This window comes from Aquipluma nitroreducens (assembly GCF_009689585.1).
GTDB lineage: Bacteria > Bacteroidota > Bacteroidia > Bacteroidales > Prolixibacteraceae > Aquipluma > Aquipluma nitroreducens.
Map to the genome: position 1 here is coordinate 4,358,300 of NZ_AP018694.1, position 14,846 is coordinate 4,373,145.

Here is a 14,846-nt window from a genome sequence, read left to right on the forward strand (position 1 = left end):
TAGCATGGAACAAAGCATTTTTACTCTTCCCCTTCGGGGGAGTTGGAGGGGCTATTATGAAAATCGCACATATCATTCCGGGTTCAGGCGGTAGTTTCTACTGCGGAAATTGCATGCGCGACAGCAAATACATTCGTGCGCTGAGAGATTTGGGGCATCAGGTCATCAAAGTGCCGCTGTACCTACCCATTTTCGATGATGCCCACGATTTGGACGAGGTGCCTGTTTTTTACGGGGCAGTGAACCTTTACCTGAAACAACAATTCCCTATTTTAAGGCACATGCCTGCGTTTGTCGAGCATGCGCTTGACTCGAAAAGTGTATTGGAAATGGCGGCCCGAAAGGCTGGTTCGACCCGCGCGAAAGGGTTGGAAGGAATGACCATTTCGATGTTGCTGGGCGAGGATGGCGGCCAAAAAGAAGAACTGGAACGGTTGGTCGACTGGTTGGCTGATGAGGCCAAACCCGATGTGGTTCACCTCTCGAACGCACTGCTGTTGGGACTAGCGCACCGAATCAAACAGCGAATGAATGTGTCAATGGTTTGCTCGCTTCAGGACGAAGATGTTTGGGTAGATGCTATGGACGATCATTTCCGTAAAGAGGTTTGGGATTTGATGAGCGAACGCGGTAAAGATGTGGATGTGTTTATACCTGTCAGCAATTATTTTGCTTCGGAAATCCATCAGCGCATGACAATTCCTGAAAAGAAAATGCAAACTGTTCATTTGGGTGTCGATACGGCTGATTATTCGCCTAAACCCATTACGAAGAAAGAACCAGTAATTGGCTACCTTTCGCGTATGTGTGACGAAAACGGTTTGGCGGTTCTTGTTGATGCCTTTATTTTGCTCCGGGAAAATCCTGAATATTCGACGGTTCAGCTTAAAATTACCGGCGGAAAGACTGGTGATGATCTGCAATTTATTAAAGACCAAAAACGTAAACTAGCGAAAGCCAAACTCGAAGCCGATGTATTTTGGGTTGATGAATTTGAAGGTGAAGAACGCCAGAAATTCTTCGATTCGGTTCGCCTGATTTCGGTTCCGGTGCTGAATGGCGAAGCTTTCGGTTTGTATATGCTCGAAGCGATGGCCTCCGGAATTCCAATGGTGCAGCCTGCTTTGGGCGCATTTCCTGAAGTGATTGAACTTAGCGGTGGCGGAGTTATTTATGGCGAAAATAAACCTGAATTACTGGCCAAAGCGCTCGGCAAACTTATTTTCAACGATGCCCATCTTCAGGAATTAAGCGCTGCTGGAATTGCCGGTGTAAAAGCCCATTTCGATATTCATGCACAAGCCAAAAAAATGGTGGTGGTTTATGAAAGCGCAGTAAAGTCATCCTAAACTTGTTTCAGGATCCCAGGGAATTCAACAGACCCCGAAATACCTGCCAGCCGGCAGGCTGGAATTCGGGGTGACAATTTTACTTATATTGTAATGGTATCCTTTGCCGTCTGCTTTAGCTGACGGACATTAAAAAAATAAACTATGCTTTTGAAACTTGAAAAAATAACGAAATCCTACTCCAAAGATCGAACAATACTTGATCAGCTTGATCTGGAAATTAAAGCCGGAGAACGTATTGCCATTGTTGGTCCATCGGGCTCTGGCAAAACTACATTGCTGAATCTGATCGGAACTTTGGATCGTCCGGATTCGGGCAAAATGTTCTTCGAAAGTCAGGATCTATCGGCATTTTCTGATCAGCAACTGGCCGCATTCCGTAACGAGAAAATTGGTTTTGTGTTCCAGATGCACCACCTGTTGCCGCAACTCACTTTGCACGAAAATATTCTTTTACCAACTTTGACCGACAAAAAACTTCAGGGAAAAGAAACGTTGGAACGTGCTCAAAAACTGATTGCCCGAATGGGACTGGCTGAAGTTACCCACCAAAAGCCTTCAGAACTTTCGGGTGGCGAATGTCAGCGAACCGCGGTTGCCCGGGCGTTGATTAACCGTCCCGGATTGATTTTGGCCGACGAGCCAACCGGTGCACTCGATCAGAAATCGGCTTTCAACCTGACCGATTTGTTGGTTGAATTGAATCAGGAAGAAGGAGTGACGTTAATTGTTGTGACCCATTCGATGGAAGTGGCCAGAAAAATGGATCGGATCTATCGGCTGGAAATTGGAAAACTTCAGGAATCGAAACCATGATGAACTCTGAAATCATATTATATACCACGCCCCAGGGAGATGTGAGGCTGGAGGTGATTGTTCAGGATGAAACGGTTTGGCTTACTCAAAAAGCTATGGGCGAGTTGTTTGGTGTCGCCAAATCGACAATTAGCGAACACTTGTCAAATATTTTTCTTAGCCAGGAATTAGTCGAGCATTCAGTTGTTCGGAAAATCCGAACAACTGCGGCTGACGGTAAAAATTACAATACACAATTTTATAGTCTTGATGCGATTATTTCGGTCGGTTACAGAGTCAATTCGCAACAGGCCACCCAGTTCCGTATATGGGCAACCAAAACCCTGAAGGAATTTATTATCAAAGGTTTTGTTCTTGACGATGAACGCCTTAAGCAAGGTAAAAAACTTTTTGGCAAGGATTATTTCGACGAATTGCTGGAGCGGATTCGGGAAATCCGGGTGAGCGAACGCAGGTTCTATCAAAAGATTACCGACATTTATTCGGAATGCAGCATTGATTATGACCCCAAAGCTGAAATCACGGTGACATTTTACAAAACTGTGCAAAATAAACTTCATTGGGCGATCACCGGACAAACGGCAGCCGAAATAATTTCAAAAAGAGCTGATGCAGGACTTTCAAATATGGGTTTGACGACCTGGAAAAACTCACCCCAAGGGAAAATTTTAAAATCGGACATTTCAGTTGCTAAAAATTATCTGAATGAACAGGAAATAGCGGAGTTAAACCGGATTGTTACCATGTATCTGGATTATGCAGAAAATCAGGCTGCCAGACAGATTTCAATGAAGATGAAAGATTGGGTCGATAGATTGGATGCATTTCTGCAATTCAACGATTATTCGGTACTTAAGAATGCCGGGACGGTCTCGGCAGAGATTGCCAGAAAATTGGCAAATGACCAGTATGAGAAGTTCAGAGTAAGGCAGGACTCGGAATATGAATCGGATTTTGATCGGGAAATTAAGCGGATAAAAGGAGAGAAGTAAGTATGTCTCGATATGTCGTCCTGCTGCGTGGAATCAATGTTGGGATAGGCCGGAAAGTTCCAATGGCCGACCTGAAAAAACTGTGCGAAAGTTTGGGCTTGAAAAATGTTCAGACATACATTCAAAGCGGCAACCTGATTTTTGAATTGGAACAACCGGAACCGATTTCTGTGTTGGAAGCCCGCTTGCAAAAGGCTTTTTCGGAGGCATTTGGTTTCGGGATTCCGGTGCTGATTCGCACGGCAGCAGAATGGGCTGATTCGATTGCCAAAAATCCGTTTCTGAACGAAGAACACCTAGACATCGACCGTTTGCATTTGACTTGTCTGAAAGAATTGCCGTCGCCTGACTTGCTGGAGAAGATCAAAACCTTTCAGTATTTGCCCGATCGGTTTGAAATAGTTGGTCGCGATGTGTTTATCTTTTGTGCTGCCGGATATGGAACTTCGAAGCTGGTCAACTCCTTTTTCGAGTCAAAGCTGAAAACGCAGGCCACCACCCGAAACTGGAAAACGGTAATGCAACTGAATGAAATGATAATGAATAAATGAACACAAAGACCACGAAGTATGATCACGAAGAACTCAAAGAAATATTTTGTGTCCTTTGTGAAAACTTAGTGTTCTTCGTGATTAAATACAAAAACTATGTCGCTAACCAAATACATACTCCGAACTATTCGCCACTACCTGAAACTGAATTTTACAATCGTTTTGGGAATAGCCCTAAGTACTGCCATTCTGGTGGGTGCACTCATTATCGGTGATTCGGTGCGCTACAGTTTGCAGCAAATTACCGAGCAACGGTTGGGCAAAACTTCGCAGGTAATTACCGCCAGCGAACGCCTATTCAGGCAGCAACTGGCCACTGAATTAGCCGAGAAAAGCAACACCGAAACTGCGGCTTTGCTTCGCGCCAATGGGTTTGGAGTGATCGATGGTGGTGAACTTCGGATTAATCAGTTGGCCGTTTGGGGCGTTGACGCGACGATTGGAAATTTCGCCAATTATCCTGACGCATTTCAACTGCAAAACAATGAGGTGGCGATTAACGAAAACCTGGCTTCTTTATCGGGGCTAAAGGTTGGCGATGAATTTTTACTTCGGGTTGATAAACTGAATACCTTTCCGGCCAATACCCCTTTTGTTTCTGAAAAAGAGGCGACTGTTTCGTTTCGGGTGAAAGTTGCCCGAATTCTGAGCACGGATGAATTGGGAAATTTTAATCTACGAAACATACAATCCGCTCCACGCAATGTTTTCCTGAATTTGGAATGGCTCAACCAACAAATGGGACTTCAGCAAAAAGCCAATGTATTGTTGGTTGCCGAAGGTGTTTCAGGAACAGAACTGGTTCAGAATCTACAAAGAAGCTGGAAATTGGATGACGTAAACCTGAAAATCAGGGAGAATCAGGAGTTGAATTATACTGAACTGATTTCGGATCGGGTGTTTGTTGAACCGGTTGTGGAACAATTTAGCCTGAAATCGGTAGCTGGCGCGAAGCCCGTGTTCAGTTATTTTGTGAACGACTTTACGTTGGGCGACAAGCAAACACCGTATTCGTTTGTCACAAGCGATTCAAATCTCTCCGGAAATCAAATCGACATCAGCGAGTGGTTGGCCGAAGATTTAAAGGCAAAAGTGGGCGACAAAGTGAAGGTTTCGTATTTCGAAGTGGGGCCGTTGCGCCGTTTGGTTCAGAAAGACACTACGTTTATCGTTCATTCCATTTTCAGGATAGAAGGAGAGAAGGCCGATCCGCAACTGGCGCCGGTGATTCCCGGACTTTCGGATGCTGGTAATTGCCGCGACTGGAAAACCGGTGTGCCAGTGGATTTGAAGAAAATACGCACTAAAGACGAAGATTACTGGAAAGCATACAAAGGAACTCCGAAAGCGTTTGTTTCGCTAGAAACGGCGCAAAAACTATGGGGAAACCGCTTCGGACGATCGACCGCGATTCGTGTTGATGGATTGAAAAAAGCTGAACTTGAAAACCAGTTGCTGACCGGACTTTTGCCTGCTCAATTGGGTTTCGAGGTAAAAGATGTAAAAACCGACGGACTTGCGGCTGCCAGTGGCGGAACCGACTTTGGCGGCCTGTTTATTGGGTTGAGCTTTTTTGTGCTGTTTGCCTCGGTTTTATTGGCTTTCCTGTTGTTCAAACTGTATCTCGGATTCCGCAAAACCGAAATCGGAACATTAACCGCGCTTGGTTTTTCGTTTCCGGCCATCCGCAAACTGTTTGTGGCCGAAGCTTCGGTATTTGTACTGGTCGGCATTTTGCTCGGAATACCGTTTGGTATCTACTATAACCACTTGATTTTAAAAGCCATTAATACCATTTGGGTCGATATTGTGCGTACATCGATTGTCGATATATACATTCGTCCGGTTTCGCTGATGATGGGAAGCCTGATTATTGCAGCAATGTCTTTCATTGCCATTTGGCTGATGTTGAGTCGTTTTCTGAAAAACGAAGCAATTGCCTTGCAGCGAAAATCGGTTGCCGGAAAAGTGAAAAGTGGAAACCGATCACTTTGGATTGGATTGGGTCTGATTTCACTTTCAATCATTATCCTGTTTTCAATGGGTTTCCGGAGTGGCGAAATTAATCCTGAAATGTTCTTTATCAGCGGGTTTGGTTTGTTGCCGGGGCTGATCCTGATTTTCGACTTTTGGATGCGCCGGTTGGCAGTTCAGGAAAAGGCCATGGATTTTTCGCTGAAAGCCTTTCTGCTGAAACGTATTGCAGGGGAACGCCGCCGAAATGTGATGATCGTGAGTTTCCTTTCGGTGGGTGTGTTTATGGTGGTGTCTACCGGACTAAACCGAAAAGATTTAACTTCTCATGCTGAATTGCCATCGTCGGGAACTGGCGGATACGACTATTTTGTGGAAACAACCATGCCTGTGCTGTTTGACGCCAGCAGCAAGCAAGGCAGGGAAGACCTGAATATTCCGGCTAGTGCAGAGCTGGTGCAGTTTCAGTCGCAACAGGGCGACGATGCCAGTTGCCTGAACCTGAACAAAATTTCGCGGCCTCGTTTGATTGCCTGTAATCCGGAGGCTTTCGATCGGCGCGGTGCTTTTACTTTTGCCACACGAACCGACGATCTGGATGCACAACATCCGTGGCTGACGCTGAATAAAACCCTTGCCGACGATGTGATTCCGGCAATTGCCGACCAAACCGTGATTCAGTGGGGACTGATGAAAAGCATTGGCGATACCATCCTGTATAAAACTGAGGATGGCAAGAATTTAAAGCTGAAACTGGTGGGCGGACTGGCTAATTCTGTTTTTCAGGGCAACGTGATTATTGCCGAAGATCATTTTAACCGGGCATTCCCCTCGGTGAGTGGTTCAAACATTTTCCTGATTGATGCGCCAGACACCACTTCGGTTGCAAGCGATTTACAAACCGGAATGCGTAATTACGGCCCGGAAATCAGCAAAACGACAGATCGGTTATTGAATTTTTATACCATCGAAAATACTTACCTGAATATTTTCCTGATGCTGGGTGCATTGGGACTTTTAATCGGCACACTCGGTCTTGGAATCCTAATTTTCCGGATCACCTTTGAGCAAATTTCCGAATACGCCTTGTTGCTTTCGCTGGGTTTTTCCAAATCGATCATTCAGCGGATGGTGATGTGCGAAAAGTTATTCCTCATGGTAGTTGCCGTATTGATTGGCCTGATTCCCGCTGTGCTAAGCGGTTTGCCAACCTTACTTTCTTCGCTTTATGCCGGATTGTGGATTTGGCTGCCTGCCATCTCTATCCTGGTTATTTTTAGCGGAACTATTTTTAGTTTAATCGCTATCCGAATGGCTTTTAAACAGAATTTGGTGCAAGCGCTGCGGAATGAATAGGCTTAAACGAGAGTCAGGGCTTCACTTTGGAGTGAAACCCTGACTAAATTCCTGGGGGAATTATAATTGATGTGTTTATTTTTCAAGTTCTTCCAATAATCTTAAAGCATGTTCGCGAAGGGGTTTCTGGCGTTTGTACCAGATGAGGAAGCCGATACCAAATCCAGCGCCCAAAAGCAGCAAGTAAGCCACAAATGCCACTGCAATTCTTATTTTGGTGTCATCAATATTTGGTATCATTTCTTCGCTGGTGAGGCTGACTCCAATGGCTGCCAGTAACGCGGGGAACAAGGCTTTTACCGTTTTGGTCTGCCAGATTTCGTAGCGCTGTGCAGCCTTCCGAAGCATTTCGGTAGTTGGTATTCCGTAGTCAACCGATTTGTATTCGTTATTCATATTCCGGAAGATAAGGGCGAAAAACAGAAAACTGGCCGAAAAGAAGAAGAACCCGATTTCCTTCAACACGGATTCACCATCATAAAGCAGGAAAAGAAAAAAGCAAAAATAGAGTGGGGCAAAAATCCACATGAGCCATTTGAAACGGTTGGTCAAGTGCATGTTGCGGTCGTCTTCGCGGCGCAGTCCTTCAATAAGCTGGTTCAGGTCTAAATTGGGCGTATTTATTGTTGTTGTCATGTCGGTTATGCTTTACTGTTTAATTGTTTTTTCAAGGTTTCTTTTACCCGGTGTATTTTCACTTTTACGTTGGGCTCGGTAAGCCCGATGATGTCGGCAATTTCGCGCATTGAGAGGCCTTCGAGTACCAGAGAGATCAATGCTTTGTCGATGATCGACAATAGGTTCAGTTCGGTTTCTAAAGCTTCGAGTTGCTGTTCTTTTTTCTGTTTCAGTTCAAGCTCGTCGTTGTCGAGCAAAATGTTCAGGCTTTGAGGCGTCTGCTCCAGGTTCAGGTTCATGTTTCGGTAGGCTTTTCCGGCGAAACTCAGCGAAGTATTCACGGCAATGCGGTAAATCCATGTGCTGATGGCCGAATCGCCGCGAAACTTGTCGAGGCTTTTCCAGATGTTGACCAAAATTTCCTGGTACAAATCTTTCCGGTCTTCCGGGTTTGACGAGTAATACCGGCAAATACCCTCGATCCGGAGTTTGTTTTCTTCAATAATTTGCTTAAACCGTAGTTCTTTTGAATCGTTCATCAATCGTGTTTTTTGTTATTTAGTCAGCCGGTATTTAAATTGGTTACATTTTTTGTAGTCGAAAGTCACTAACAATCCGGAAGATTCTCTTATTCAAAACTATTTCGTATCTTTTTTGTCGAAAATTCAGGGTATAAACTTTAACTATTTAGCGATGAGTAAAGTGATTAAATTTGGTGAAGATGTTGATGGGTATGAAATTCCGGTTTTAAACGAACGGGAAATACGTGCTGCCGCCGGAATATTATTTGTTTGGGCTTTTCTGTCGGTATTGATGGCCATTCTAAAAGGGAGTTTTGTTTCGCTAAAGTATTTTATTTTGGTTTTTCTGGTCGATTTTCTGATTCGTGTGTTTATCAATCCGAAGTTTTCGCCGACCCTGATCATCGGACGACTTATTGTTCGCCGACAGACCCCAGAATATGTGGGTGCAGCTCAAAAGAAGTTTGCCTGGGTAATCGGACTGGTTTTAGTATTGATCATGTTGGTTTTGGTTGTGTTCGTCAATTCATACAGTGCAATTACCGGCTTGATCTGCTTGATCTGCCTGATATTTCTGTTATTTGAATCTGCTTTCGGAATTTGCCTGGGATGCCTGTTTTATGGTTGGTTTTACGGCAAGAAAGCTCGGTATTGTCCAGGCGAAGTTTGTGAGATAAAAGACCGGCACGAGATTCAGAAAACATCGTGGACACAAATCCTTATTGTTTTGGGATTTATCGCCTTTATTGCATTGTCAGTTTCTTTATTTCAGGAGAAGTTTAGCGAAAAGCCGCAGGATTTGTTTAAAATTATCGAATCGGCTCAATCGAAATAAGATTTGCCATTTTAAGTCAAATACCCGCTGATTCCTTTTTTTGACGAGGGTTGCAGCGGGTATTTCTTTTGCTGTAACGACCACATTCAAAAAAACATTAAACTGAGATTTTGGCAGGAATGGTGAAGAAGAATGAGCTCCCTTTTTCTGGAGAACTGTTTACCCAGATTGTACCATTGTGTTTACCCACAAATTCCTTGCATAGGATTAATCCCAGTCCCGAACCGTCTTCGTTGTTGGTTCCTTTTCGTTTGACTGTCGAATCGATTCGGAACAGGTTTCGTGCATCTTCTTCGGAAATGCCTATTCCTGAATCTTTAACACAAATGCTGATTTGATCGGTGATTTGAATTGCAGATACTTCAATCAGCCCGTTCTCGGGAGTAAATTTAATTGCATTGTTAATGAGGTTTCTCAGTACGGTCTCAATCATCAGCGGGTCAGCAAACAGGATCAGATCATTGTCGTATTCTAGTTTAATTTCGATATTCTTTTGTTCGGCTAAAGATCGCAGAACGCTTACCGAATTTTCAATGATCTTTTTAAATTCAATGTTTCGGGGACTAAATGTTAGTCTTCCAGTTTGCGATCTCGACCATTCGAGCAGGTTTTGAAGCAACCGGAAAATATTGTTGGTTGAATGGTGTATGTCTGAAGCAAACTTTCTTCTTTCATCTTCAGTAAAATGATCATAGTCATTACTCAAGAGCCACGAATATCCCATCACCGTGTGAAATGGGTTCTTTAAATCGTGCGCAATAATCGAGAAGAACTTATTTTTTGAAGCATTTAAAACTCTGAGTTCATTTTCGCTCCGTTCAATTGTTTTGTTTTTTTGTTCAAGTAATTGATTCAACTTAATTTTGTCGTAATACCTGATGAGTACATAAAATACGAAAATAAGCAGCAATGCAGCCGTCACAAATCCAAGAATCTTGAGCTGTCGGTTTTTTTGCAATTGAACATCTGTTAAATCCTGTTTGGCTTGTAGCCTGATAATTTCATTTTGTTTCTTTTCAGTTTCATATTGTTTTTCGAGATTGGCAATTTGATCAAACTTCTGTTTTTCAGTTATACTATCGTTGTATTGCGAGGATAGAATGCGGTATTCTAAGGCATGTTTGTAATCGCCTTTCTTTTGGTAAACTTCCGACAAACCCTGATAAAGTTGCTTTTTCAGGAAAAGTTCTCGCTTAAATTTATTGGCAAGCTGTATGCTCTTTTTGTAAGCTGAAATTGATTCATCTAATTTGCCTTGTTTTCCTAAAATATTGGCAATTCCAAACTGAATATTTGGCTCAAAATGAAGCCATCCAAGTTCCTGAAATTTTTTCCATGCCAAATTGAAATAGTTGATTGCGCTGTTTAAGCTATCTGGATAATTTGGCAGAATCCAAGCCATGTTCGATAGCGAAACTGCGTAGCGGTCATCTTGCCTGACTTTCTTAAAAAGATACAGTGCTTTATGGTAATTAATCAATGAAGAATCTGGCATTTTCATTCGGCTGTATGTTGCCCCCAGATAATCGTAATCAATAGCCAAACTTGCGGTATCGTGAATGGATTGGTTGATACTTAATGCTTTCCGGAAATAACTTATTGCTTCATTCACATTATCCATCTCGTTATGCACCAATCCAATATTGCCAAGAAGTTCGGCGGTGTAATCCAAATCTCTTTTTGCCAATTTTATTCCTTCAAGATAGCTGGCAATGGCTTCTTTACTTCTCGACATATTGAAATTCGAAATGCCAATGTATCTGTAACATTTGGTCATGCCTGAAGTATCGTTTAGTTGACGATACATTTCCAAAGCTTTTTGGTATTTTTTTATTGCCTCAGTAAAGTCTCTGGCCGTGTAAAGAATTCTCGCTGAATAGTAAACTGACATGGCTTGTTCGGGCAATTGTTTGTTGGCAACTGCGAGTTCAAATGCCTTTTTATTGTATCGATTACTTAAAGAGGAATCTTTAACAGTAGCATTTACAAGTTCTAAATAAATAGTTGTCTTTTGGACATTGCGGGCTTTTTCACTAAGACTCAATAAGCTATCCACTTTAGTTTGGGCAGAAGTAGTTATAGCTAATAAAAGACCAATAAATACATATAAAAGTCGCATCAGAGTAAGCTTTTTTTAGATGCGGAAAATTATATATTTTTTGGAGATGGCAATCGTCTGGGGTAAATTTTAGTCGATTGGAATTTAATGGTTTTGGTTTGATCGTGAACATACCTAAAAGGAATCCGGATTCCAACGATTCAGTGAATCACCGTATTTAAATTTGGTAGATTGAGTAGCCTGACTTTTAGAATCTCAATGCTGATTTTCCGGAATGGCGATTTCGTCGTTCCGGAGTTTGATGAAAAAGATGCTGATGATGCACCATCCAATCCAAAACAGGTATCCACCAATATGAAAACGATCACCCAATATTCCGTGTGAGAATGTTTTGAAATCTAAATAAGTATAATACATACCGAGAACGGCCAGAAATATAAAAGCAGCCTGGATCGTCAGATTAATACTTCGGCGGTATCTTTTTAAAATCTGATATTGAACGATTTCCAAAACTAGCCATGTAACCCAGATCAATAAAGATCCTTTCCACCAGGTGTTTAAAAACTGGTATTCCCGATGCAAAACATTGATCCCTACCTTACCAACCAGTGATGCTTTCGATAGTGTCCATCCGGCAATGATGGCAAGTGGTACTAAAATGGCATTTAATGTGATTATTTTTTTATTCACCTGTAGTTGTTTTAAAACTCCGGAACAAAAAGTCGGGGTTTCATCTGGAGTGAAACCCTGACTAAATCTTAATTCTACTTTAACAGATTAACATTGGTGTTTGATTTTTCTCCTGTTTTACCCCAACCCTAAAGGGAGTCAGGAGAAAAATCTGGCTGTTCCCTTCAGGGTTCAGGGGTAAAACAGACAGATTTTTCGAATGTTTTAAAGTAGAATTAAAAATAGTTGTTTACCAAATCAAATCGGAGTTTAACAAACTGTCTGGATTGAGGTTTTTTTCTTCGATTGATTTAAAGTGCTTGTAGGTTCCTACTTTCAATTCGTAGGTTGCCGGTTCATCGCAAACAATCATTCCGCGTGGGTGAAGTTGCAGGGCACTGATGGTCCACATGTGGTTCACACCTTCTTCAATGGCATGTTGTAGCGCGCGGGCTTTGTTGTAGCCATTTACAATGATTAAAACTTCTTTCGAGTCCATTACAGTGCCAACGCCAACAGTAAGCGAAGAGTCAGGCACTTTATTCACGTCGTTGTCGAAAAAGCGCGAATTGGCTACTTTGGTATCGAAATTCAATTCTTTGTCGCGGGTTCGCGATGCCAGTGACGATCCGGGTTCGTTGAACGCAACATGCCCATCGGCGCCAATTCCACCAAGGAATAAATCAATTCCGCCATATGTTTTGATTTTATCTTCGTAAGCCTGGCATTCGGCTTTGAGGTCGGGTGCATTCCCATTCAGAAGATTAGCATTTTCAGGACGAATATCAATATGACTGAAGAAATTAGTCCACATAAATGTATAGTAACTTTGCGGATGATCTTTCGGAATACCTACATATTCGTCCATGTTAAAGGTTACTACATTTTTAAACGAAACCACTCCCGCCTGGTGCAATTTAATCAGTTCGCGATAAATGCCCAGCGGCGACGAGCCTGTTGGCAGTCCCAATACATAAGGTTTTTCGGTAGTTGGCTGAGCCAGAATAATCTTCCGTGCTATGTAGTTTGCTGCCCATTTAGATGCTAATTCGTAATTGTCCTGAATAATAAGTCTCATAATATTTAATTCTGTTGGTTTTTCTCTATTGTTGTTAATTTCTCAATCATTTTTTCGCCGAGAAGAGTTTTTCGTTGGATGTGGTTCACAATCTCGTTGACAAAATCGTTGCTTTCAAAGCTCCCACGAACTTTTTCGAAATCGAGTTTTTGGGTGGTTTTATTGCCGTCCATTCCGAATCCAGTCATCGAGTCAAGCCTGAACTCTTTTTTTGCATCTTCATACAGCATCTCATCCAATCCGATTACACTTTCTTTCCATTTTTTGATCAGTGAAATAACGTCATTCAGGATAAGGTCGTCTATTTTTTTACCGGTTTTTTCGACTAATAATTCCGAAGCCCAAATCCATTCGTATTCATAATAATTGTTGTGTAAGTTTTTGAATTCCAGTTCTATCTCTTCTAAACTAGCCAATTCCTTACGTTCGATGCTTTTGATCAGCTTGTGGATTTCAGTCTTCGGAGCAATTAATCCTGATAAATCGCTCCATTCTCCTTCGCCAATATTGTGTTTCGGTTTCAGGCATTCAATAAGTTCTTCCCATGTTTGAACGTTACATTTCTCGAGGCGCGAAATAACAGAGTTCCCCAGAAATTTATAGATAGCTTTATCGTACAGGTTGATTCCTTTTTCCAATGCAGTTCTGCTAATCAGTGTGTTCCGGTACGCAAAAACTTCGGTTGTTTCTCCTGAAATTTCCTTCAGACTGTTCAGTATATCCAGACCTTTCTGCATTTTTTTTATGGTGAACGGACTGAGCAGATTGAAGTTGATACAATCCAACTTCTCAGGATCATTGCGTCGGTCGCGCCGTGGCCATTTCATCACGTCACGAATGGTTCCAACACTCCGGAGGTTAATTCCGGGAGCAATCCAGCTGTCGTCCTTATTTTCAATGAGGTACGAAAATGGAAGGTCAGAGGTATCGGTATTTTTATAATGTCGCCCCATAACAAGCGTGAAAGCGCCTATTTTAGCTGGCCAGAGAATGTATGAGTCGGAGGTAGTTTTCGAGCCACGTTCCACTATCCCGTGATGAATTGGCCCCAGTTTGTACATGTGGTTGCTCTGGTTCGATCCGCTACCGGCATTGCAAAACGAGAACATTCCGGCAATTAATAAGGTTGATTTGTGATGTGTTACCGTGTATGGTCCACCAAAAATTGAACAGGCTTCGCCATGAAACCCTTGGCAGTTGGCAAAAAATAAAGAGTTTTCGGCCGAATATTGTTTTCCTAAAGTACACCCCTGACCAATGAAACAATTGGATACAATAGTTCCGTCGGATATTTCGGCGCCTGAAGAAACAATAAAGTTTTCGGCCATAATGCCAGCGCCCAATTTTACAGGGGCAAATTCGTTGCTGTTTACCGATCCGTTTTCAAGTCGGGTGCAACCCTTTACCTGGCTATAAGGCCCGAACTTTACATTTTTAATTAGTCGACAGTTGCGGATAACTGAATATTCGCCAATGGTTCCGCGGTTGCTTTTCACCGAATTGGCATAATCGGTAATTTTTGATTCCAACTCTTCAATCAGGCAATGACGGTGTTTGTACCAGGCCAAAAAATAAGCCAGATGTGCCGACAGTTTATCGTAAATCATAACGCCGCGGCCACCAGTTTCGTCAAGCGTGGAGACTTTTATTCCGTTTCCAAAGGTGCTTTCCTCGTCAATGTAACACAATTCAATGTTCTCAACAATAACATGATCGTGAATGTCATAGTTGGCTATATAATTCGAAATCTGGCTAATGTAAACCTGATCTCCAATGGTGCAGTTGTGTATGGTTGAGTTATACAAGCCACAATTTCTGAAAATTCCGCCATCGAATTCAACGGTTCCGGAGTTGTTGCCAATTTTTATACATCCGGAGAATTGTACATTGCGAATATTCTGGGGAATGAATACCTGACTCACAAAAATCTGATCCCAATCAGCGGCTGAAACACCTTGCTGTTTTAGAATTTCTATTTCCGATGCGGAAAGTGGCCTGTATTTCTGATTGTCTTTCAAGTTGTTTGTT

12 protein-coding genes are annotated in these 14,846 nt (G+C 42.5%); 6 read left to right on the top strand and 6 right to left on the bottom strand.

Translation table 11 applies throughout. The features are described from left to right. The first annotated feature begins 56 nt into the window (after positions 1–56). The 5 genes from AQPE_RS18250 (at position 57) to AQPE_RS18270 (ending at position 7,038) form a co-directional block, all read left to right on the top strand. The gene (locus AQPE_RS18250; RefSeq protein WP_318347930.1) at positions 57–1,349 is read left to right on the top strand and encodes a glycosyltransferase family 4 protein; all 1,293 of its coding nucleotides are present in this window, start codon (positions 57–59) and stop codon (positions 1,347–1,349) included. A 144-nt stretch (positions 1,350–1,493) separates the two neighbouring features. Further along, entirely contained in the window at positions 1,494–2,165 is a 672-nt protein-coding gene (locus tag AQPE_RS18255; protein WP_318347931.1) for an ABC transporter ATP-binding protein, read from the top strand. After that, positions 2,162–3,157 (top strand): virulence RhuM family protein, encoded by a 996-nt coding sequence (locus tag AQPE_RS18260; protein ID WP_318347932.1) that lies wholly within the window; start codon positions 2,162–2,164, stop codon positions 3,155–3,157. The genes AQPE_RS18255 and AQPE_RS18260 overlap by 4 nt, the downstream gene beginning before the upstream one ends. Positions 3,158–3,159: 2 nt before the next feature. Beyond that, the gene (locus AQPE_RS18265; protein WP_318347933.1) at positions 3,160–3,708 is read left to right on the top strand and encodes a DUF1697 domain-containing protein; all 549 of its coding nucleotides are present in this window, start codon (positions 3,160–3,162) and stop codon (positions 3,706–3,708) included. A 96-nt stretch (positions 3,709–3,804) separates the two neighbouring features. Then, the gene (locus AQPE_RS18270) at positions 3,805–7,038 is read left to right on the top strand and encodes an ABC transporter permease (protein WP_318347934.1); all 3,234 of its coding nucleotides are present in this window, start codon (positions 3,805–3,807) and stop codon (positions 7,036–7,038) included. A gap of 75 nt (positions 7,039–7,113) precedes the next feature. Here AQPE_RS18270 and AQPE_RS18275 read toward each other — a convergent pair whose 3' ends face one another. After that, positions 7,114–7,674 (bottom strand): hypothetical protein, encoded by a 561-nt coding sequence (locus AQPE_RS18275; RefSeq protein ID WP_318347935.1) that lies wholly within the window; start codon positions 7,672–7,674, stop codon positions 7,114–7,116. 5 nt (positions 7,675–7,679) lie between these two features. Then, on the bottom strand, positions 7,680–8,195 hold the full coding sequence (locus AQPE_RS18280) for an RNA polymerase sigma factor (RefSeq protein WP_318347936.1): 516 nt from the start codon (positions 8,193–8,195) through the stop codon (positions 7,680–7,682). Positions 8,196–8,349: 154 nt separating this feature from the next. On the opposite strand from AQPE_RS18280, the gene AQPE_RS18285 reads away from it, so the two are divergent. Continuing rightward, the gene (locus tag AQPE_RS18285) at positions 8,350–9,012 is read left to right on the top strand and encodes a DUF4395 domain-containing protein (protein WP_318347937.1); all 663 of its coding nucleotides are present in this window, start codon (positions 8,350–8,352) and stop codon (positions 9,010–9,012) included. Positions 9,013–9,109: 97 nt separating this feature from the next. On the opposite strand, the gene AQPE_RS18290 is transcribed toward AQPE_RS18285, so the two are convergent. The 4 genes from AQPE_RS18290 to AQPE_RS18305 form a co-directional block, all read right to left on the bottom strand. Continuing rightward, positions 9,110–11,131 (bottom strand): tetratricopeptide repeat-containing sensor histidine kinase, encoded by a 2,022-nt coding sequence (locus AQPE_RS18290; protein ID WP_318347938.1) that lies wholly within the window; start codon positions 11,129–11,131, stop codon positions 9,110–9,112. 195 nt (positions 11,132–11,326) lie between these two features. Beyond that, entirely contained in the window at positions 11,327–11,761 is a 435-nt protein-coding gene (locus tag AQPE_RS18295) for a hypothetical protein (protein ID WP_318347939.1), read from the bottom strand. A gap of 229 nt (positions 11,762–11,990) precedes the next feature. Continuing rightward, complete coding sequence (gene nagB / locus AQPE_RS18300) at positions 11,991–12,818, bottom strand: glucosamine-6-phosphate deaminase (RefSeq protein WP_318347940.1); 828 nt, start codon at positions 12,816–12,818, stop codon at positions 11,991–11,993. A gap of 5 nt (positions 12,819–12,823) precedes the next feature. Next, on the bottom strand, positions 12,824–14,836 hold the full coding sequence (locus AQPE_RS18305) for a DUF4954 family protein (RefSeq protein ID WP_318347941.1): 2,013 nt from the start codon (positions 14,834–14,836) through the stop codon (positions 12,824–12,826). Between the last annotated feature and the right edge of the window lie 10 nt (positions 14,837–14,846).